The 20,007-nt window shown below is 59.3% G+C and carries 18 protein-coding genes; 8 read left to right on the forward strand and 10 right to left on the reverse strand.

Translation table 11 applies throughout. The features are described from left to right. Window positions 1–63: 63 nt before the first annotated feature. The 3 genes from ACLI4M_RS20165 to ACLI4M_RS20175 all read right to left on the reverse strand — a co-directional run bounded on the left by ACLI4M_RS20165 (window position 64) and on the right by ACLI4M_RS20175 (window position 4,780). On the reverse strand, window positions 64–186 hold the full coding sequence (locus ACLI4M_RS20165; protein WP_301292164.1) for a hypothetical protein: 123 nt from the start codon (window positions 184–186) through the stop codon (window positions 64–66). A 201-nt stretch (window positions 187–387) separates the two neighbouring features. Beyond that, the gene (locus ACLI4M_RS20170) at window positions 388–2,325 is read right to left on the reverse strand and encodes an exoribonuclease II (protein ID WP_133623738.1); all 1,938 of its coding nucleotides are present in this window, start codon (window positions 2,323–2,325) and stop codon (window positions 388–390) included. Window positions 2,326–2,473: 148 nt separating this feature from the next. Beyond that, window positions 2,474–4,780: an FdhF/YdeP family oxidoreductase gene (locus ACLI4M_RS20175; RefSeq protein WP_133623737.1), complete on the reverse strand. Its 2,307-nt coding sequence runs from the start codon at window positions 4,778–4,780 to the stop codon at window positions 2,474–2,476. A 242-nt stretch (window positions 4,781–5,022) separates the two neighbouring features. Between ACLI4M_RS20175 and ACLI4M_RS20180 the strand changes: the two genes are divergently transcribed. Further along, window positions 5,023–6,612, forward strand: coding sequence for a PTS transporter subunit EIIC (locus tag ACLI4M_RS20180; RefSeq protein WP_133623736.1), 1,590 nt, complete (start codon window positions 5,023–5,025; stop codon window positions 6,610–6,612). Between the two features lie 62 nt (window positions 6,613–6,674). After that, window positions 6,675–7,571 carry a LysR family transcriptional regulator gene (locus ACLI4M_RS20185; RefSeq protein ID WP_048915972.1) on the forward strand — a complete coding sequence of 299 codons (897 nt, stop codon included), beginning with the start codon at window positions 6,675–6,677 and terminating at the stop codon, window positions 7,569–7,571. 1 nt (window position 7,572) lies between these two features. Here ACLI4M_RS20185 and ACLI4M_RS20190 read toward each other — a convergent pair whose 3' ends face one another. The 7 genes from ACLI4M_RS20190 to pspF form a co-directional block, all read right to left on the reverse strand. Further along, window positions 7,573–8,721 carry a CMD domain-containing protein gene (locus tag ACLI4M_RS20190; protein ID WP_133623735.1) on the reverse strand — a complete coding sequence of 383 codons (1,149 nt, stop codon included), beginning with the start codon at window positions 8,719–8,721 and terminating at the stop codon, window positions 7,573–7,575. A gap of 238 nt (window positions 8,722–8,959) precedes the next feature. After that, complete coding sequence (gene sapF / locus ACLI4M_RS20195; protein WP_048915975.1) at window positions 8,960–9,766, reverse strand: putrescine export ABC transporter ATP-binding protein SapF; 807 nt, start codon at window positions 9,764–9,766, stop codon at window positions 8,960–8,962. After that, window positions 9,766–10,758: a putrescine export ABC transporter ATP-binding protein SapD gene (gene sapD / locus ACLI4M_RS20200; RefSeq protein ID WP_133623734.1), complete on the reverse strand. Its 993-nt coding sequence runs from the start codon at window positions 10,756–10,758 to the stop codon at window positions 9,766–9,768. The genes sapF and sapD overlap by 1 nt, the downstream gene beginning before the upstream one ends. Further along, entirely contained in the window at window positions 10,758–11,648 is an 891-nt protein-coding gene (sapC, locus tag ACLI4M_RS20205) for a putrescine export ABC transporter permease SapC (protein ID WP_133623733.1), read from the reverse strand. Before sapC ends, sapD begins: the two co-directional genes overlap by 1 nt. After that, a complete protein-coding gene (sapB, locus tag ACLI4M_RS20210) occupies window positions 11,635–12,600 on the reverse strand; it encodes a putrescine export ABC transporter permease SapB (RefSeq protein ID WP_133623732.1) in 966 nt (321 codons plus the stop codon). Before sapB ends, sapC begins: the two co-directional genes overlap by 14 nt. Further along, complete coding sequence (gene sapA / locus ACLI4M_RS20215) at window positions 12,597–14,225, reverse strand: ABC transporter substrate-binding protein SapA (protein WP_133623731.1); 1,629 nt, start codon at window positions 14,223–14,225, stop codon at window positions 12,597–12,599. Before sapA ends, sapB begins: the two co-directional genes overlap by 4 nt. Before the next feature lie 482 nt (window positions 14,226–14,707). Then, window positions 14,708–15,694 (reverse strand): phage shock protein operon transcriptional activator, encoded by a 987-nt coding sequence (gene pspF / locus ACLI4M_RS20220; RefSeq protein WP_133623730.1) that lies wholly within the window; start codon window positions 15,692–15,694, stop codon window positions 14,708–14,710. Window positions 15,695–15,865: 171 nt separating this feature from the next. Here pspF and pspA point away from each other — a divergent pair, with 171 nt between their 5' ends. From pspA to ACLI4M_RS20250, 6 genes are all read left to right on the forward strand, one after another. Further along, a complete protein-coding gene (pspA, locus tag ACLI4M_RS20225; protein ID WP_133623729.1) occupies window positions 15,866–16,531 on the forward strand; it encodes a phage shock protein PspA in 666 nt (221 codons plus the stop codon). Between the two features lie 56 nt (window positions 16,532–16,587). Next, a complete protein-coding gene (gene pspB, locus ACLI4M_RS20230) occupies window positions 16,588–16,815 on the forward strand; it encodes an envelope stress response membrane protein PspB (protein ID WP_048915982.1) in 228 nt (75 codons plus the stop codon). Next, window positions 16,812–17,159, forward strand: a complete 348-nt coding sequence (pspC, locus tag ACLI4M_RS20235) for an envelope stress response membrane protein PspC (protein WP_048915983.1) — start codon at window positions 16,812–16,814, stop codon at window positions 17,157–17,159. The genes pspB and pspC overlap by 4 nt, the downstream gene beginning before the upstream one ends. A gap of 32 nt (window positions 17,160–17,191) precedes the next feature. Further along, window positions 17,192–17,407 (forward strand): phage shock protein PspD, encoded by a 216-nt coding sequence (gene pspD / locus ACLI4M_RS20240; RefSeq protein ID WP_048915984.1) that lies wholly within the window; start codon window positions 17,192–17,194, stop codon window positions 17,405–17,407. Window positions 17,408–17,476: 69 nt separating this feature from the next. Beyond that, entirely contained in the window at window positions 17,477–18,874 is a 1,398-nt protein-coding gene (locus ACLI4M_RS20245; RefSeq protein WP_133623728.1) for a YcjX family protein, read from the forward strand. Continuing rightward, complete coding sequence (locus tag ACLI4M_RS20250) at window positions 18,871–19,926, forward strand: YcjF family protein (RefSeq protein ID WP_133623727.1); 1,056 nt, start codon at window positions 18,871–18,873, stop codon at window positions 19,924–19,926. The genes ACLI4M_RS20245 and ACLI4M_RS20250 overlap by 4 nt, the downstream gene beginning before the upstream one ends. Window positions 19,927–20,007: the final 81 nt, after the last annotated feature.

Here is a 20,007-nt window from a genome sequence, read left to right on the forward strand (position 1 = left end):
AAGTTACGCCTCAAAGTAGGGAAAACAGGCAATCAACAGCGGTTGGTAAAGGGTTCGGTCGTGTTACCAGAACAGGGTGACAGCAATGGCTGCCGCCCAGCAGACTGAAGAGAAACTTAACAGAGTAATCCAGCTAAACGAACGCAGCATGCCAGCATCTTCAATTGAGTTAATCATGTTTTTCATCGTAGTCTCGTTGATATTGTCGGCGGAGGGGTTCCTGTCCCGAATCTGAGGCTAGTTTGGCAGATGGCGGGTTATGACAATATCGGACGCGACTGACGGTTCTGTAGGGTAAATGACTTTTATTTGTAGGAAAGATACTACTAGGGGTGGGGGGGAGGAAAAGAGGGCGGGATAAGCTAAGTTATCCCGCCGCTTTCACGGTCAGGCGACCGGACGAGCCACGATGCTGCGGGTTTCCATGCGCACTTCGGCGATGGTCACCTCAATCAGGTCGGTGACGCGATAGACCACCTCACCTTTGATCTGCACCGTGCCGTTTTCATTGCTCAGCACCAGCTCATCGCGTACCGCATGAATAAACGGTGCCGGGATAAAGGCGACAGCGCCGTTATCCTGCAGACGAACACGCATGCCCCCGCGCGAGACGTCGATAACCTCGGCGCTAAAGCGCCGATCGGTGCCGACCGCTTTCTCAAGGAATCGCGAGTAGAGCCAGTCACCGACATCGCGCTCCGCCATGCGGTTTTGACGGCGGCGCTCGGCCATTTTCACCGTCAGCTCATCGGCAGGGCGCTCAGCGGCTTCACCTTTGATCATCGCTTTCAGCAGGCGGTGGTTAACCATGTCGCCGTACTTACGAATAGGGGAAGTCCAGGTGGCGTACGCCTCAAGGCCAAGACCGAAGTGCGGGCCAGGAGTGATGCTCACCTCAGCAAAAGACTGGAAGCGGCGAATGCGGCTGTCAAGGAACTGGGTGGGTAGCGCATCCAGCTCACGGCGCAGGTTACGGAAACCGTCCAGCGTGGCAATCGCCAGCGGATCGGCGGTGACGCCGTGGTTGGCCAGCACGCCAGCAGCCAGCTCCGCGTTAGCTGCATCAAAGCCGAGGTGCACGTTATACACGCCAAAGCCCAGCTTATCGCGCAGCACGGTGGCAGCGCAGATATTGGCAAGGATCATCGACTCTTCCACGATGCGGTTAGCAATGCGGCGGTGTTCGGCGACGATATCCAGCACTTCGCCTTTCTCACCCAGCAGGAAGCGGAAATCAGGGCGATCTTTAAACACCAGCGCATGCGCCTGGCGCCACGCGCTGCGTGCCAGGCACAAGCGGTGCAGCAGGCGGATCTGCTCAGCAATCGCTTCGCTTTCCGGCTGCCATTCGCCGCTATTTTCCAGCCAGTCAGACACGTTGTCGTAGACCAGCTTGGATTTTGACTCAATCCAGGCGGCGAAGAAGTGGATATCCTCACCCAGGGTGCCATCCGCAGCCACGGTCACGCGGCAGGCCAGCACCGGACGGCGCTCGCCGGCGCGCAGTGAACAGGTGTCATCAGACAGCTGGCGCGGCAGCATCGGGATATTAAAGCCCGGCAGATAGTTGGTGAATGAGCGTTCAGCGGCAACCGCATCCAGCTTGCTGCCCACTGGCACGTAAGCCGTCGGGTCAGCGATGGCGATGGTCAGACTCAGCGCGCCGTCGGCGGCTTCTTCCACATAGAGCGCATCATCCATATCTTCGGTGCTGGCGCTATCGATGGTGACGAAGTTCAGGGCAGTGAGGTCTTCACGCTCCAGTCCTTCATCCAGCATCTCTTCCGGCGCAGCCACGTCCGGGGCTTCACGCTCCAGATTATGGCGCGACAGCGTTACCCACCAGGGAGCCAGATGGTCATCCGCAGTGGTAATAAATTCGGTCAGTTCAGCATAGAAGGTGCGGTCGCCCTTCAGCGGATGGCGGCGCATCTCTGCCACCGCCCAGTCTCCGGCCTGGAAGTCATGCTTCACACTGCGCTCTGCGCGGCACTGGATCGCATCTTTCAGCAGGGGATGGTCGGGAACGATCGACAGGCGGTCATCTTTTCTCTGTACCCGGCCTACAAAACGCGTCAGGAAAGGTTCAATCAGCGTTTCAGGATCGGCAACTTCGCGATCTTTGTCGGTCTGAATCACTGCGCTCACGCGGTCACCGTGCATCACTTTTTTCATGAACGGTGGCGGAATAAAGTAGCTTTTCTGCGGGTCGACTTCCAGGAAGCCAAAACCTTTTTCCGTGCCTTTTACCACACCCTCAACACGCGGTGTCTGGGAGTGGAGTTTCTCTTTAAGCTGCGCGAGCAGCGGGTTATCCTGGAACATAATTTCAACGTTTTCGTGGCCTAAGAGCGGCAGACAGTTTTACGCGATTAACCGCGCTACGGCAAGAAAAAACCCCGTTTCCGGGGGCTGTAGGGGTCGACCCTTTTTTCCGGTAGACCCGTTATGTCCCCGTACTGTTAAGCACGCATCAGGCAATGCGCAGGCCCGGCGTCACCGGTGAGAGCGTAATTTTTACCGGCACGGACTTGGAGGTCGGGGTACCGCTGCCGTCACCAAAACTGGAAAGCGGAACCAGCGGGTTAGTTTCCGGATAATAGGCCGCGAGATTACCGCGTGGGATGGCGTAAGGCACCAGCTTGAAGCCGCTCACTTTGCGGGTAATTCCATCGTTCCACAGGGTTTCAATATCCACGTTGTCGCCGGCGGCGTAGCCCATGCTTTCCATATCCTGCGGATTGATGAACAGCACCTCGCGCTGGCCATATACGCCACGGTAACGGTCATCAAGGCCGTAAATGGTGGTGTTGTACTGATCGTGAGAACGCAGGGTCTGCAGCGTAAACGGCACTTCCTCATCCAGCTGCGGGAACAGCGAAGTGGGCAGGGCAGCGGCGCTGAACTGGGCTTTCTCATTCAGGGTAGTAAAGCGCAGCTCGGCGGCAGCATTACCCAGGTAGAAACCGCCTTTCAGATCGCATTTGGCGTTGAAATCGCTAAAGCCCGGAATCGTCGCGGCAATATGGTCACGGATTTTGTTGTAGTCACCGGCAAGCGATAACCAGTCAACTTTATCGCTGCCCAGCACGGCATTGGCGATCCCCGCGACAATCCAGGTTTCTGAGCGCTGGGTATCGGCGAGAGGTTTGCCGACGCCCTCGGAGGCATGCACCATGCTGAAAGAGTCTTCGACGGTAATAAACTGCGCACCGCTGGCCTGCACATCCTGCTCGGTACGGCCAAGCGTTGGCAGGATCAGCGCATCGATCGCCCCCGGGCAGAGATGGCTGCGGTTAAGCTTGGTGCTGATTTGCACGGTCAGGCCGCAGCGTCTTAAGGCTTCTTCGGTGCGAGGGCTGTCCGGGGCGGCTGCCGCGAGATTGCCACCGAGGGCGATCAGCACTTTAACCTCGTCGCGCAGCATCGCTTCCAGGGCTTCAACGGTGTTATGGCCGATTTCACGCGGCGGCTCAAAGCCGAAATGCTGACCCAGGCTGTCGAGAAACGCTTTAGACGGTTTCTCATCAATGCCCATAGTGCGGTTGCCCTGCACGTTACTGTGGCCGCGCACCGGGCAAAGTCCGGCACCTTTTTTACCCAGTTGACCAAACAGCAGCTGCAGGTTGACGATTTCACGCACGGTATCCACCGAGTGCTTGTGCTGGGTAATGCCCATCGCCCAGGTACAGATCACCCGCTCGGAGTGTTGATAGATGGCGGCGGCTTCGCGAATTTGCTGTTCACTCAGGCCGGACTGGCTGACAATGTGTGACCATTCAGTGGCGTCAACTTCGGCCAGGTAAGCCTCCATCCCTTCAGTTTTGGCATTGATAAACACTTCATCAAACAGGCCCTTTTCACCCTGCGCCACTCGCGCACGATGGTTTTCTGCCAGCACTTTCACCATGCCGCGCACCGCCGCCATATCCCCGCCGAGATTCGGCTGATAGTAGGTCGAGCTGATTTTACCGGCCATGCTGGTCACCACTTCCAGCGGTTTCTGCGGGTCGGCAAAACGCTCCAGCCCGCGCTCGCGCAGGGTATTGAACGTGACGATTTTCGCCCCGCGATCGGCGGCGTGGCGCAGGCTGTGCAGCATACGCGGATGGTTGGTGCCGGGGTTCTGACCGAACACGAAAATCGCATCAGCATGGTCAAAATCGTCCAGGCGGATGGTGCCTTTGCCGACGCCGATGCTGCGTTTCAAACCGGTGCCGCTGGCTTCGTGGCACATGTTAGAGCAGTCGGGGAAGTTATTGCTGCCGTTCATCCGGCCAAACAGCTGATACAGCCAGGAGGCTTCATTACTGGCGCGCCCGGAGGTGTACAGCTCCATCTGGTCAGGATTGTCCATCGCCTTGATATGGGAAGCGATAAGCTGGAAGGCATCGTCCCAGCTAATAGGCTCGTAGCGGTCGGTGGCGCGGTTATAGCGCAGCGGTTCGGTCAGGCGCCCCTGATATTCGAGGAAGTAATCGCTCTGCTGATACAGTGCCGAGACGCTATGCTGTGCAAAGAAATCGGCACCGATATTGCGGTGGGTGGCTTCCCAGGTCACCGCTTTCGCACCGTTCTCGCAGAAGCTGAAGGTACTTTTATTATCATCACCCCAGGCACAGCCCGGGCAGTCAAAGCCTTTCGCTTTGTTCATGCGCATCAGATTGCGCAGATTTTTGATCACTTGCTTGCTGTCAAAAACGAAGCGGGTCGTGGCTTCCAGTGAACCCCAACCGCCCGCAGCGGCCTGGTAAGGTTTGATGGCTTCTTTAAATTTCATTATCTCGCAGGCTTATGTTGAATAATTGTTATGAGTATATGTCTTCTTTATGGCAATTCTGCGAGTGGCAGGGGAATTTGTCTAATTGATTGAGGAAATGGTGCGATAGGCGCTGTTTATCATGGCAGGCGCAGAAGTGTGATTGCGCTCAAAAATTAACCGTTAAAATTGTCGCTGAAGACGATCTTAATCAAGCACGCGACTAATACTTAGCTCTTTGCAGTCAGAGCGGGAGAGGTCAGATGAAAGAGTTTGCCAGCAAGATCCACGCCTTCGGCAAAGCGCTGATGATGCCGATTTCGGTGATTGCCGCCGCCGGCATTTTCCTTGGTGTGGCGGCGGCGTTGCAAAATCCGGCGATTACCGGGGAGGCCTTCGCCCGCATGCAGACGCCCCAGCTGATCATTGGCTTTATCCGTAAGGTCGCCGGGGCGCTGTTTGCTAACCTGCCGCTGTTCTTTGCCGTTGCCAGCGCCATTGGCCTGGCAAAAGCGGAGAAACCGACGGCCGCCTTTGCCGCGGTGATCGGTTTCATCGCTATGCACGTGGGCGTGAGCGCCACGCTAGCCGCCAAGGGTCTGACCGCTGCCACCACCACACCCGCCGCGCTCCAGCAGCAGGGCATGGACCAGACAACAGCGATGATGACCTCGGCGGAATATATCCCGATGCTCGGTATCTTTACCTACAACATGAGCGTGCTGGGCGGGGTGATTGCCGGGCTGCTGACGGTGGCGATCCATAACCGCTGCTACACCACTCAACTGCCGACCGCTATCAGCTTTTTCGGCGGGCGGCGCTTTGTGCCGATTGTCACCGTGCTGGTGCTGCCGCTGGTGGGCGTGCTGCTGGCGTTAATCTGGCCGACGATTGGCGCAGGTATTGCCTGGGTCGGGGAGCTGATTGGCAAAAGCGGCCAGTACGGCGCCTTGCTCTACGGTACCAGTGAACGCCTGCTGATCCCAACCGGGTTACATCACATCCTCAATGAAACCGTGCGCTTTACGCCGATTGGTGGTATTGCCACGGTAGACGGGCAGACGATTGTCGGCGCGCTGAACATCTTTAACACCTCACTGACGCATCCCGGCTCGGTGGCGGATGCCACGGTGCAGGAGGCCACGCGTTTCCTCGCCCAGGGTAAAATCCCGGTGATGATGTTTGGCCTGCCCGCCGCCGCGCTGGCGATGTATCACTGTGCGCGACCGGAACATAAACAGCGGGTGAAGGCGCTGGTAATGGCCGGGGCGCTCACCTCGTTTACCACCGGGATCACCGAGCCGCTGGAGTTCTGCTTTATCTTTGTCTCGCCGGTGCTCTACATCCTGCACGCCCTGCTGAGCGGGCTGTCGTTTATGCTGATGTCGCTGATGCACCTGATGATTGGCAACATTCAGGGCGGTGCAATTGACCTGGTGGTGTTCGGCATTCTGGGCGGCAGCAAAACGGCCTGGTGGTGGAGCGTGGTGCTCGGGCTAATCTACGTGCCGATCTACTACTACGGCTTTAAATTCATCATCCTGCGTATGCGGGTGGAAACCCCGGGGCGAGAATCCGGGCAGGAACCGCAGCAGGAGACCGTTGCCGCCGACGAGCGCACCCGCGTGATTATCAGCGGGCTGGGCGGAAAGGCCAATATAGAGGACGTCGATTGCTGCTTCACCCGTCTGCGCGTGCGCGTTAAGCAGATGAACGAGGTAGTGGACCAGACGCTGATGAGCACCGGTGCCAATGGCGTAAACCGCGTCAGCGATCGTGATGTGCAGGTGATTTACGGGCCGCAGGTAGAGAAAATAGCCAGCGAGGTGAAAAGTGCGCTGGGCGTGGCATGAAGTCGCGTTTCTGGCTCTCAGGCTGTTACTATTAGCAAAAATTTACCAATAAAATAACCATTATGGATATCAAGCAGCTCATCTACCTGTGCAACCTCGAGCGCGAGCGCCACTTTGGCCGTGCCGCAGAAGCCAGCTTTGTCAGTCAGCCCACGCTTTCGATGCGCCTGAAAAATCTGGAAATTGAGCTGGGGCTGTCGCTGATTAACCGCAGCAATAACTTCGACGGCTTCACCCCGGAAGGGGAGCGTGTGCTCTCGTGGGCGCGGGAGATCGTCTCGGTCTATCAGGGCTTAAAGCTGGAAGTTGAGTCGCTGAAGCACGGGGTTAACGGCACGCTACGCATCGGCGTGGTGCCCCAGTGCAGCATCTCGCTGCCGGTGATGCTGAAGGCGATTAGCGAGCGCTATCCGCAGCTGGATTACCGCGTGGCGGTGCTGAGCGCCGATCAGCTGCTGGAAGCGCTGAATAGCCATACGGTGGATGTCGGCATTGGCTTCTTTGAGCTGTCGACGCTGCGTGAACTGCATTTTCAGGCAGAAACGCTGGTGGATAATGGCGTGGAGCTGCTGTTTCATCCGCAGCATTTTCCGCAGTTGAACGGCACAGAGCCGCTGACGCTGCCAGAGATCGCCGCGCTGCCGCTCTGTCTGGCCGATCAAACCCGCTATTTTCGCCGCTATGTTGACGGGCATTTTCGCGAAGCCGGGCTGGAGCTGCGCGTGGTGCTGGAGACCACCTCGGTATTTCAGCTGCTGCAGGGCGCGCAGGTGGGCCTGGGCTGCCTGATTTCTCCCGTCGGGCATCTGATCGCGGGGATGAGCGGTGAGCTGAGCCGCCGCGCGGTGGCGATGCCGCCGATGTCACGCCAGGCTGCGGTGGTGATCGCCGAGCCTGGTCGCGCCACTCCGCTGGCACAGCATTTCTTCGATGAAGTACGGCGCTGGCTGATGGGCTGAGCTAACGCGCTGCCGTGCTGCCGAGGCCCTGCATCAGGCGGTTGCCCCAGCTGGCGTTAGCCACGCTAAGGATTATCGCAAACACTTGCGCGGTACTCAGCCCGGCCTCTTTCAGCGGTTGCACGTGCGCCGCGTTAACCCGCTCGGGCGAGCGCGTTAGCTGGGCTGCCAGCTGGATCACCGCCTGCTGCTGCCGGTCAGCCAGCGCCAGCGCTTGATCGACACTCGCCTGCAGTGCATCACGCAATTCGCCCAGCGCTAAGCGGCCAAAGCAGGCAGCACTGCCGTTAATCCTTGCGGTCACTGCCGCCGCCAGCGTGGCCTGCGGCGAATGACGGATTTCAGACAGTGCCTGCAGCAGGCTCGCCCAGCCGTACAGGGTTTTGCCGTCGTGCGCGAACAGCCAGGCACCGGCTTCCAGCTCGGCTATCGGCTGACAGAAAGTCAGGGCCTCTAACTGATCGGTTGCGGCGTAACGCATTTCGAGCGGCGGCAGGCTGGGCTGCCACTCTGCCGCGGTGCTGAACAGCTCGGGTTCCGCGTCTGCGGGCACCGTTACGCCCGGCATCCAGCGCACGGGCAGCGCCAGCAGGGCATGAATTCCAGCCACCACGCGGGCCTGGTAGCTGACAAAGCCAATAATCTGGCTGAGCGTGACAATATCCGACGCACTGAGCCCCACATCATCCAGATGCTGTACGGCAGCGGCGTCAATCAGCGTTGGCTGGCTGGCAAGCTGGCGGGCATACTCGGTGATTTGCGTCAGGCGGCGATTGCTCTCACGCGATGAATCCGGCCCAGGCAGCGGGTTAAGCCGCGCCGCATAGTGATTACACAGGCGCTGAACGCCGGTAACCTGCGCCACCGTCAGCGCGCTGCTCAGTCGGTCATACAGCGTAAGCGTGTGGGTCAGGGTGGTGGTTAATTCGTTGGGGAACAGGATCTGATAGAGATCGCGGGAGGCCAGCAGTGCGGGCTGCACCTGCTGCAAAGTGGGGATCAGGTCGCCCTCGACCTGCTGCGCCAGACCAAGCAGGAAACGGTCTTCAATAGTGGCAGCTTCGGGCACCAGCGGCGCGCGCTGCGCGGGCAGGCTGGTCTGGGTTTCATGATACCAGTGGTTGTTGCCGGTAAAGCGGCGCTGTTCCATGATCATTCCTTTTCAATTACGGCACGGGTATCCTGGCGTAAGCGCTAAAGCGAAAGAAATAATGTTCGGTGCTATCAAATAGCTGGATGGCATAAGCGGTGCCGTCGTAGGGGCGAGGCATGCCTCACCCTGGTCAGGCAGATGCCGGGTCAGGCAGTGCCGTCGTAGGGGCGAGGCATGCCTCACCCTGGTCAGGCAGTTGCCGGGTCAGGCATGCCTGACCCCTACGGGGTGGGGGTTAGCGGTCTTTACGCCACGCGTCGGCGGTCAGCGCTTCACCGAAGTGGCTGGAGATCAGGCGTTTGGTAAGATCGTGCAGCGGGCAGGCCAGCACGTCGGCGGTGCTGCCGCGCTCCACCACTTCGCCCTGATGCATCACCAGCAGCTTGTCGCTGATATGTTTCATCATACCCAGATGCTGCGTGACGTAGATATAGGCAATACCGTGCTTGTCCTGCAGCTCCAGCATCAGATTGATCAGCTGCGAGCGCATCGACATATCCAGCGCAGCCAGCGCTTCATCCGCCACAATCACCTTCGGCTGTAAAATCAGCGCGCGCGCCAGGCCGATGCGCTGCTTCTGACCCGGGGCCAGCATGTGCGGATAGTAGGAAGCGTGGTCGCGCAGCAGCCCGACCTGGCGCAGCGTGGCGATAATACGTTTCTCGCGCTCATCTGCATTCAGCTCGGTGTTGAGGCGTAGCGGGAAATCGAGGATCTGGCTGATGCGCTGGCGCGGATTCAGGGAGGTCGACGGATCCTGGAATATCATACGAATGCGCTGACTGCGATAGCCGTAATCGCCATACTCCAGCGGACGATCGTCAATCACTATTTCGCCGGATGAGGGGGCAATCATCCCGCTCAGCATTTTCGCCAGCGTCGATTTGCCCGAGCCGTTTTCACCGATAATCGCCAGCGTCTGGCGCTCGCGCAGGGTGAAGCTGACATCCTTCACCGCCTCAACATGCTGGCGGCGGAACAGCCCGGTGCGGTAGCGATAGGTTTTACTCAGGTTGCGCACTTCCAGCAGCGTTTCAACCATTACTGACTCTCCATATTCAGCGGGAAGTGGCAGGCAAACATATGACTCTTCGACCCGGTTAAGCGCGGGGTCTCAATACAGGTTTTCTGAGCATAAGGGCAGCGTGGGCCCAGGCGACAGCCAATCGGCAGGTGTTCAAGCGAGGGGATAGCACCCGGCAGCGTATTGAGGCGGCTTTTATGCGGCAGCGAACGGCCAAAGTCCGGCATTGCGCGGATCAGCGCCTGAGTATAAGGGTGATGCGGAGCAGCGATCAGCTCTTCGCTGAGCGCGGTTTCCACCGTCTGCCCGCAGTACATCACGTTAATTTTATCCGCCCACTGGCTCAGCATCTGCAGATCGTGGCTGATCAGCAGAATCGTGGTGTTGTTGTTTTGGTTGAGCCGGGAGAGCAGGCGGAAAATCTGCGCCTGGGTAGTCGGTTCCATGGCGTTGGTTGGCTCATCGGCAATCAGCAGGCGCGGCTGATTCGCCAGGGCAATAGCGATCATCACCTTCTGGCACTCGCCGTCGGTCAGCTCATACGGGAAGCTGCTCATAATATCTTTATGATCTTTGATGCCAACGCGGTGCAGCAGCTCAATGGCGCGGCGATGACGCCAGCCAAAGCGCTGATACCAGCGGCCTTTCCACGTCCAGCCGGGGATCGCCTGCTTGATCTGGGTGCCGATACTTTCCGACGGGTCGAGGCACGACTGCGGCTCCTGGAAAATCATCGACACGTTATGACCGACAATTTTACGCCGTTCACGCGGCGTCAGGTGCAGCAGGTCGATGTCGTTAAAGCGCATGCGGTCAGCGGTGATGCGCCAGTTATCCTTGGTGACACCGCAGATCGCCTTGGCGATCAGGCTCTTGCCCGAACCGGATTCTCCCACCAGCCCGCGCACTTCGCCTTCGCTCAGCGTGATGCTGACCCGGTCGACCGCTTTTACCGGCCCTTCGGCGGTCATAAATTCTATCGTCAGGTTACGAATATCGAGCAGCGGCATTATTCAACTCCCGCAACGATGGCCCGGCGTGCGCCGTCACCCAACAGGTTAACAATCAGTACACTAAGCATAATCGCTGCGCCCGGTAACATCACGGTCCAGGGAGCAACATAAATCAGCTCCAGCGAATCACCCAGCATCGCGCCCCACTCCGGGGAAGGGAGCTGCGCGCCGAGATCGAGGAAGCCGAGTGCGGCAATATCGAGGATCGCCATCGACAGCGCGCGGGTAAATTCGGTCACCAGCAGCGCCAGAATGTTAGGCAAAATGGCATACCAGAGAATATCCAGGCTGCTGGCACCGTCCAGACGTGCGGCCACCACGTACTCTTTTTCCAGCTCATCATGCACCGCGCTGTAAATGGCGCGCACCAGGCGCGGCAGAATGGCCAGGAACACCGCCAGCATCGCATGTTCCAGCCGTGGCCCCATAAAGGCCACCACGATGATAGCCAGCAGCAGAGAGGGGATCGACAGCAGCGTGTCGAGCACGTGATTCATCACCGCCGAGCGCAGGCCGTGCGTCAGGCCGGCAAAAACGCCCAGCACCATCGCACACAGCGCCGCCGCCAGCGTGACCACAATTGCGGAGCCGACGGTCGGCGCCGCGCCGCTCAGCAGGCGACTGAGCAGATCGCGCCCCAGATCGTCAGTGCCGAGGAAGAACGAAACATCGCCATAGCGTGACCACGAAGGCGGCAGCAGCTGGAAGCCGAGAAACTGCTGGTCGAGGCCGTAAGGCGCCATCAGCCCGCCAAAAATGCACAGCAGCAGCAGCGCGATAAAGCCATAGAACCCGATCATCGCCGTGGTATCGCGATAGAACAGCCCCCACGTGTGGCGCAGCGGGCTGGGCGGCCGCTTCTCGGAGTAGATATTATCTGAGGGCATACCATTCCTTATGCTTCAGCGGGTTTGTCATAGCACCCAGAATATCGGAGAGCACGTTCACGGCGATCACCAGAGCGCCAACCACCATCACGCCGGCGGAAATCGCCGCATAATCCTGCTGGCGAATGGCGTTAATCAGCCAGCGGCCAAGGCCCGGCCAGCTGAACACCATTTCAGTGATCATCGCCAGCGTCAGCATGGTGGAGAATTGCAGCCCGAGACGCGGGATCACCGGCGGCAGGGCGTTATGCAGCACGTGGCGGCGAATAATGGTGAAGCGCGACAGCCCGCGCGTGGCGGCGGCTTTCACATAGTTCTGCTCCATCACATCGCGGGTGCTGATGCGCAGCAGGCGGATCACCTCAGTGGTGGGTGCCACGGCCAGCGCGGTAACCGGCAGGATCATATGCTTCAGCGCGCTGATGATCATCTCATGGCGCCACGGCGAGTCCGTCAGCCAGGCATCAATCAGCGCAAACCCGGTGACGTGCTTTACCGGGTAGAGCAGGTCGAAGCGCCCGGATACCGGCAGCCAGCCGAGATTAAGCGAGAAAAACAGCGTCAGCAGCAGCGCCAGCCAGAACACCGGCAGGGAAAAGCCGAGCAGGGCGACGGCGCTGATGGCTTTATCCTGCCATTTGTTACGCATTACGCCCGCGGCAATGCCCAGCGGGATACCAACCAGCAGGGCCAGGCTGAAGGCCATAAAGCACAGCTCCAGCGTGGCGGGAAACACTTCACGCAGCTGCAGATTAATCGGCTGGCCGTTAATGCTGGATACGCCGAAATCGAGCTGCACGATGCCTCTGAGCCAGAACAGCAGGGCATCCCACAGCGATGCGCCCTGCAGCGGCGCGTGCGGCGTGAAATAGCTCAGGCTGAAGCCAACCAGCGTCAGCATAAACATCGTGACGATAAACAGCACCAGGCGGCGCAGCGTATAGATAATCACGGCGATTTCTCCTCACCACTTTCGCGGTGGACACCCGCAAAGGAAGCATTACCAAACGGGCTCAGCACCAGGCCTTTAATATCGTGGCGGTAGGCCTGCAGGCGCAGCGAATAGGCCAGCGGCAGCACCGGAAGCTCCTGCGACAGCAGCGTCTGGGCCCGATCGTAATAGTCGATGCGGTTAGCAAGCTGCTGAGACAGCAGGGCCTTATGCAGCAGCTCATCAAACGCTGAATTACACCAGTGGGCAAAGTTGGTCTGTGAAGCGATGGCCGCGCAGCTCAGCAGCGGGCGAAAAAAACTGTCCGGATCGTTACTGTCGGTTGCCCAGCCGGTCAGCGTCAGGTCGTGATTATTCTCCATCAGCCTGGCCTCCTGGAAGCGGCCTTCTACCTGCACGATGGTCACTTTAACGCCAATCTGCGCCAGATCGGCCTGAATCAGCTCGGCAGTTTTCAGCGGGCTGGGGTTCCAGGCCTGTGAGGCGGAAGGCACCCACAGATTAAGGTGCAGGTTCTCAATTCCCAGCGCCTTCAGCTCTTCACGCGCTTTCTGCGGATTATAGGGCGTGACGCGCGCATCGGTATCATAGGCCCATGAGGCGCGCGGCAGGATCGAGGCTGCGGTCTCGGCGGTGCCGTAATAGATCGACTCCATCAGCCGTTCATTGTTGATTGCCAGCGCCAGCGCCTGGCGCACCTGTGGGCGATCGAGCGGTGCCTTGCGGGTATTAAACGCCAGATAGGCGATGTTCATGCCGGGGCGCAGGGTCAGGCGCAGGCGCGGGTCGTCACGCAGGATAGAGAGCTGGCTGGCGGCAGGATAGGCCAGCACGTCGCACTCGCCGGTCAGCAGCTTGGACAAGCGCCCGGTGCCGCCCGCTGCCATATCAACCACCACCTGCGACATGCGCGGCTGGCCTTTCCAGTAAGCGTCATTGCGCTGCAGGCGAATATACTGCCCGCTGCGGTAATCATTCAGCATAAACGGACCGGTGCCCACGGGCTCGCGATCGAGCTGTTCCTGGCGATCAATTTTGCTCAGCCGATCGGCATACTCGGCTGACAGCACCGGCGCGTAATGGGTGGCAAGGTGCCAGAGGAAGGACGCATCCGGGCTGTTGAGGCGGATTTCTACCGTATCCTTATCCAGCTTCTTCACGCTCTGCACCGCATCGGAAAATTGCAGGCTGTCAAAGTAGGGGTAGCTGCCGCCGTTGACGTTGTGCCAGGGGTGCTTGCGGTTAAACACGCGCTCGAAGCTGAACACCACGTCATCCGCATTCATCGGGCGGCTGGGTTTGAACCATGCGGTGTGCTGGAAGGCGACGTTGTGGCGCAGGTGGAAGCGATAGGTGGCGCCGTTATCCAGCACTTCCCAGCTCTCTGCCAGCTCGGGGATCAGGCGATAGGTATAGGGATCGACGTCAAGCAGGCGGTCATACAGCTGGGCGGCGAGGGTATCTACCACCAGCCCGCCGCTGGCCATCTGCGGATTAAAGGTATTCATTACGCCGTTAACGCAATACACGAAGCCGCTCTGGCGAATATCACCGGGCGTTGCAGACCAGACCGGAGCGCTTAGCACGCTCAGGCTCAGGAGCAGAGTGGATATTAGTTTGCGCATAACTCTTCTGAAAATTCAGGCAATAAACACAGTGTACCGCACTCTCAGGCTGCACCCAAAGTTTGCTGCGCTGTGGCGGGATGATTCCGCGACTTTAATAAGCACATTAATGCAAGGGTGTTGAAAATACGCACAAAGTTGTTATGGAAATGAGAAAGATTCTCAACAAAATGCTTTACAAGCAAGACTGAGAATGATTATTATTCCCCTGCGCTTCACCGGTGGCTCTGCCGCTGAAGAGCACGACATTGCTCACATTGCTTCCAGTATTTTTAGCCCACCCTGCGTGGGTTTTTTTTTGCCTGAAACCAGGGTCGGGCATGCCCGACCCCTGCGAGGGTGCGGTGCAATGCTGCAGGGGTGATGGCATGCCCGACCCCTACGAGGGTGCGGCGCAACACCGTGGTGCGACGGCATTCCCGACCCCTACGAGGGTGCGGCGTGATACCGTAGGGGCGACGGCATGCCTCGCCCGCCGTTAATTATGACGGATTCAAATCGTGTTTCTTCAGCATGGCGCGCAGCTGATGATAGGTCACGCCCAGCAGCCCGGCGGCGCGTTTCTGATTAAAGCGCGCCTGCGCAAGGCTTTTCTCCAGCAGCGCTTTCTCCTGTTCATGCTGCCAGCGGCGCAGATCCAGCGGCAGCGCGGGCAGGGCGTCCGCGGCGGGCTCCTCCAGCGGGATAGGCGCAGTGCGCTCGAACGGGTTGATAATGATGTTGTCCAGCGGCTCTTCAATGCTGGCGTGGCGATAAACCGAGCGCTCCACCACGTTTTTCAGCTCGCGCACGTTGCCCGGCCAGCCGTAATCCAGCAGCCGCTGTTCGGCCGCCGGGGAAAAACCGGGAAACAGCGCCAGCCCCAGCTCGCGGCACATCTGAATGGCGAAGTGCTGCGCCATCACCAGAATATCGCTGCGCCTTTCGCGCAGCGGCGGAAGCTGCACCACATCGAACGCCAGGCGGTCGAGCAGGTCGGCACGGAATCTCCCCTCCTGCGCCAGCTTCGGCAGGTCGTCATTGGTGGCGCACACCAGCCGCACGCTGACCTGCAGCGGCTGGCTGCCGCCGACGCGCTCCAGATGACCATATTCAATCACCCTCAGCAGCTTCTCCTGCACCAGCATCGGCGCGGTTGCCAGCTCGTCGAGAAACAGCGTCCCGCCGTCAGCGCGTTCAAAGCGGCCAAGATGGCGTTTCTGCGCGCCGGTAAAAGCGCCGGCCTCATGGCCGAACAGCTCCGAATCCAGCAGGTTTTCATTCAGCGCGGCGCAGTTGAGCGAAATAAACGGCCCCTGCCAGCGGTCGGATAAATAGTGCAGACGGCTGGCGATCAGCTCTTTGCCGGTGCCGCGCTCGCCAATGACCAGCACCGGCTTATTCAGCGGCGCGAGGCGGGAAACCTGCTCCAGCACTTCAAGAAAGTTGTTTGATTCACCGAGCAGGGTATCAGGATTTTCGCTCATCATTAATTTCACCAGGTGTTAGTGATAAAAACCACTTTAGCCGCTGTGGCCGCAGGTGTAAAGCCGCCCGGCCCAGTAAAATCAGCAACATAAAAACTGGCACGCTATTTGAATAGTAATAACTCACAGCGCAATATCATTTGTGCCGATAACTGACTGAAGAGGATTTCGATAATGGGTATTTTTTCTCGCTTCGCCGACATCGTGAACGCCAACATTAACTCGCTGCTGGAAAAAGCAGAAGATCCGCAGAAGCTGGTGCGCCTGATGATTCAGGAAATGGAAGATACGCTGGTGGAAGTGCGTTCCACTTCTGCCCGCGCGCTGGCTGAGAAAAAACAGCTGCTGCGCCGCATCGACCAGGCTGAAAGCCAGCAGGCGGAATGGCAGGAAAAAGCTGAACTGGCACTGCGCAAAGAGAAAGACGATCTGGCGCGCGCTGCGCTGATGGAAAAACAGAAGCTAACCGATTTGATTGCCACACTGCAGCAGGAAGCCACCCAGGTAGAAGAGAGCCTGGCGCGCATGAAAGGTGAGATTGGTGAGCTGGAAAGCAAACTGAGCGAAACCCGCGCTCGCCAGCAGGCATTGACGCTGCGCCATCAGGCGGCCTCTTCCTCACGCGATGTGCGCCGTCAGCTGGACAGCGGTAAAATTGATGAAGCGATGGCGCGCTTTGAGTCGTTTGAGCGCCGCATCGATCATATGGAAGCAGAGGCCGAGAGCCACAGCTTCGGCAAGAAGAAAACGCTCGATCAGCAGTTTGCTGAACTGCAGGCCGATGACGAAATCAGCGAGCAGCTGGCCGCGCTGAAAGCAAAAATGAACCGCAGCGAATAATGTAACGGGCCACGAAAGTGGCCGGATAACCTATGCTTAACCCGCAAGGAGAGTGAATGAGCGCGTTATTTCTAGCCATCCCCCTGACGATCTTCGTGCTGTTCGTGGCACCGATCTGGCTCTGGCTGCACTACAGCAATCGTCGCAGCGGCAGCGCTGAGCTGTCGCAAAATGAACTGCAGCGCCTGCAGCAGTTGACCCAGGACGCCCGCAAAATGCGCGAGCGTATTCAGTCGCTGGAAGCGATTCTCGACGCTGAGCATCCGAACTGGAGGCAGCCATGAGCAAGAACAAACTGTACCGCATTCCGCAGCAGGGTAAACTGAAAGGCGTCTGTGCCGGGATTGCCGACTACCTCGGTATTCCGGTGCTGCTGGTACGCGTGATTGTGGTGCTGTCGATGTTCTGCGGGCTGTTTATCTTTACCCTGATTGCCTACTTCGCGCTGGCGGCGGTGCTCGACGAAATGCCGCTCAGCGTGCAGGGGCAGGATAAGCCGCTGAGCGCCCATCAGCTGCTCGATGAGCTGAGTGCAGAACTGAACGGCGGAGAGCAGCAGCTGCGTGAGGTTGAGCGTTATGTCACCTCTGAAACCTTCAGCGTGCGCAGCCGCTTCCGTCAGCTGTAATACGATTAACCGGTCTTTAACGGAGAAATACGATGCGCCAATGGCAACGACATGCCCCGGCCCTGAAAAAGGCCGGTAAGTTTATTCTGATTAATGCGGTCACCTATGGCCCGGCAGGCCTGAGCGGCTGGGCGGTCAAATCCGTGGCCCGCAGGCCGCTGAAAATCCTGCTGGCCTGGGCGCTGGAGCCGCTGGTGCGGCGCGTGATGAAGCGCGCGACCGCTCGCTGGGTCAAACCGACCCGTTAAAGGATTGTGCGGTGCTGGCCTGATGTTACGATAATGGAATAACTCGCAATAAGGATGGCAACCCCACAGATGAAAAGACTGCAAAATGAATTACTTTCTCTGGTCAATCGCGGCGTGGATCGCCATCTGCGCCTTGCGGTTACCGGCCTGAGCCGCAGCGGAAAAACCGCTTTTATCACCTCTCTGGTTAATCAACTTCTCAACGTTAACGCCGGTGCGCGCCTGCCGATGTTTTCCGCCGTGCGCGAACAGCGTCTGCTGGGCGTGAAGCGCGTGCCGCAGCGCGATCTCGGCATGCCGCGCTTCACCTACGATGAGGGGCTGGCGCAGCTGTATGGTACGCCGCCAAACTGGCCCACGCCGACGCGCGGAGTCAGTGAAATGCGTCTTGCGCTGCGCTATCGCTCGCGCGATTCCCTGCTGCGCCATTTTAAAGACGCTTCAACCCTGTACCTGGAGATTGTCGACTATCCCGGTGAATGGTTGCTCGACCTGCCGATGCTGGCGCAGGATTACCTGAGCTGGTCGCGTCAGATGACGGGCCTGCTGCAGGGCGACCGCGCAGCCTGGTCCCAGCGCTGGCAGCAGCTGTGCGTCGATCTCGACCCGTTAGCGCCCGCCGATGAAAACCGTCTGGCAGAGATCGCCGCGGCCTGGACCGAATATCTGCAGCGCTGCAAGCAGGAGGGGCTGCACTTTATCCAACCGGGGCGCTTTGTGCTGCCGGGTGAGATGGCGGGCGCCCCGGCACTGCAATTTTTCCCATGGCCGGCGGTGGACGAGGGCGGTGATACGCGCCTGATGCAGGCCGATGCCTCCACCAATATCGGCATGCTGCGCGCGCGCTACCAGTACTACTGTCAGCACGTGGTGAAGGACTTCTATAAGAATCACTTTCTGCGCTTCGATCGCCAGATCGTGCTGGTGGACTGCCTGCAACCGCTCAACAGCGGGCCGCAGGCGTTTAACGACATGCGCCTGGCGCTGACCCAGCTGATGCAGAGCTTCTCCTACGGGCAGCGCACGCTGTTTCGCCGCATGTTTTCCCCGGTGATCGACAAGCTGCTGTTCGCCGCCACCAAATCCGATCACGTCACCGCCGACCAGCACGCCAATCTGGTCTCGCTGCTGCAACAGCTGGTACAGGATGCCTGGCAGAATGCTGCCTTTGAAGGCATCACCATGGACTGCGTGGGGCTGGCATCGGTGCAGGCCACCCAGAGTGGGCGCGTCGATCATCAGGGCGAGAGCATCCCGGCACTGCGCGGTCATCGGCTGGCGGACAATGAGCCGCTGACGGTCTATCCGGGTGAAGTGCCGCCGCGCCTGCCTGGCAACGCATTCTGGCAGCAGCAGGGGTTCCACTTTGAACAGTTCCGTCCGCAGGATCTGGATGTTGATCGTCCACTGCCGCACATCCGCATGGATGCGGCGCTGGAATTTTTACTGGGAGATAAACTGCGATGAACACACCGATTAAACCGCGCATTGATTTTGCCGCGCCGTTAAAAGAGGAGGCCGCCGCGCCGCTGCGCCCGCCCCGGGAATTTGCCGCGCAGCAGGATAATTTCGTTGTCGTCGATCCTGAGCGCGAAGCCGAAGAAGAGGGGGCAGGCGAGCAGGCCGTCGAAGCCGCACTGCGGCCGAAGCGCAGCCTGTGGCGCAAAATGGTGATGACCGGGCTGGGGCTGTTTGGCGTCAGCGTGGTGGCGCAGGGCGGACAGTGGATGCATCAGGCCTGGGTGACTCAGGACTGGATTGCGCTGGGCGGCGGTGCGGCGGGCGCGCTGATCGTGGCGGCCGGGGCCGGATCGCTGATAAGCGAATGGCGGCGGCTCTATCGCCTGCGTGAACGTGCGGAAGAGCGCGATGAGGCACGCGAGCTGCTGGCCAGCCACGGCATCGGTAAAGGGCGCGCATTCTGTGAGAAGCTGGCCAGCCAGGCCGGACTGGATGCCGGGCATCCGGCGCTGCAGCGCTGGCAGGCTTCGCTGCATGAAACCCATAACGATCGCGAAATCGTCGCGCTATATGCGCAGCTGGTGCAGCCGGTGCTCGACCGCCAGGCGCGGCGTGAAATCAGCCGCTATGCCGCCGAGTCGACGCTGATGATTGCCGTCAGCCCGCTGGCGCTAGTGGATATGGCGTTTATCGCCTGGCGCAATCTGCGGCTGGTGAATCGCATTGCCGCGCTTTACGGCATCGATCTCGGCTATTTCAGCCGTATCCGCCTGTTCCGTCTGGTGCTGCTGAATATCGCCTTCGCCGGGGCATCTGAACTGGTGCGCGAAGTCGGCATGGACTGGATGTCGCAGGACATTGCCGCGCGTCTTTCAGCCCGGGCGGCGCAGGGAATTGGCGCCGGGTTACTGACGGCGCGCCTCGGCATCAAAGCGATGGAGCTGTGCCGCCCGCTGCCGTGGCTGGAGGGGGAGAAACCGCGGCTGGGTGACTTCCGCCGCGATTTGATCGGCCAGCTGAAAGAGAGCATGCAGAATAGCGGGAAAAGTGACAAATAAGCTCAGGATTACAGCGACTGTCAACTTTTCCTGACAGATTACTTCTGGACCTGCAAAGGATAGCGTATTATTTCGCAATCA

Source organism: Erwinia sp. LJJL01 (assembly GCF_047300805.2).
GTDB classification, from domain to species: domain Bacteria; phylum Pseudomonadota; class Gammaproteobacteria; order Enterobacterales; family Enterobacteriaceae; genus Erwinia; species Erwinia aphidicola.

What these genes read in the sequence shown, in the direction of transcription:
- ACLI4M_RS20165 (WP_301292164.1), bottom strand. Translation starts at nt 186, where the DNA reads ATGAAAAACATGATTAACTCAATTGAAGATGCTGGCATGCTGCGTTCG.
- ACLI4M_RS20170 (WP_133623738.1), bottom strand. Translation starts at nt 2,325, where the DNA reads ATGTTCCAGGATAACCCGCTGCTCGCGCAGCTTAAAGAGAAACTCCAC.
- ACLI4M_RS20175 (WP_133623737.1), bottom strand. Translation starts at nt 4,780, where the DNA reads ATGAAATTTAAAGAAGCCATCAAACCTTACCAGGCCGCTGCGGGCGGT.
- ACLI4M_RS20180 (WP_133623736.1), top strand. Translation starts at nt 5,023, where the DNA reads ATGAAAGAGTTTGCCAGCAAGATCCACGCCTTCGGCAAAGCGCTGATG.
- ACLI4M_RS20185 (WP_048915972.1), top strand. Translation starts at nt 6,675, where the DNA reads ATGGATATCAAGCAGCTCATCTACCTGTGCAACCTCGAGCGCGAGCGC.
- ACLI4M_RS20190 (WP_133623735.1), bottom strand. Translation starts at nt 8,721, where the DNA reads ATGGAACAGCGCCGCTTTACCGGCAACAACCACTGGTATCATGAAACC.
- sapF (WP_048915975.1), bottom strand. Translation starts at nt 9,766, where the DNA reads ATGGTTGAAACGCTGCTGGAAGTGCGCAACCTGAGTAAAACCTATCGC.
- sapD (WP_133623734.1), bottom strand. Translation starts at nt 10,758, where the DNA reads ATGCCGCTGCTCGATATTCGTAACCTGACGATAGAATTTATGACCGCC.
- sapC (WP_133623733.1), bottom strand. Translation starts at nt 11,648, where the DNA reads ATGCCCTCAGATAATATCTACTCCGAGAAGCGGCCGCCCAGCCCGCTG.
- sapA (WP_133623731.1), bottom strand. Translation starts at nt 14,225, where the DNA reads ATGCGCAAACTAATATCCACTCTGCTCCTGAGCCTGAGCGTGCTAAGC.
- pspF (WP_133623730.1), bottom strand. Translation starts at nt 15,694, where the DNA reads ATGATGAGCGAAAATCCTGATACCCTGCTCGGTGAATCAAACAACTTT.
- pspA (WP_133623729.1), top strand. Translation starts at nt 15,866, where the DNA reads ATGGGTATTTTTTCTCGCTTCGCCGACATCGTGAACGCCAACATTAAC.
- pspB (WP_048915982.1), top strand. Translation starts at nt 16,588, where the DNA reads ATGAGCGCGTTATTTCTAGCCATCCCCCTGACGATCTTCGTGCTGTTC.
- pspC (WP_048915983.1), top strand. Translation starts at nt 16,812, where the DNA reads ATGAGCAAGAACAAACTGTACCGCATTCCGCAGCAGGGTAAACTGAAA.
- pspD (WP_048915984.1), top strand. Translation starts at nt 17,192, where the DNA reads ATGCGCCAATGGCAACGACATGCCCCGGCCCTGAAAAAGGCCGGTAAG.
- ACLI4M_RS20245 (WP_133623728.1), top strand. Translation starts at nt 17,477, where the DNA reads ATGAAAAGACTGCAAAATGAATTACTTTCTCTGGTCAATCGCGGCGTG.
- ACLI4M_RS20250 (WP_133623727.1), top strand. Translation starts at nt 18,871, where the DNA reads ATGAACACACCGATTAAACCGCGCATTGATTTTGCCGCGCCGTTAAAA.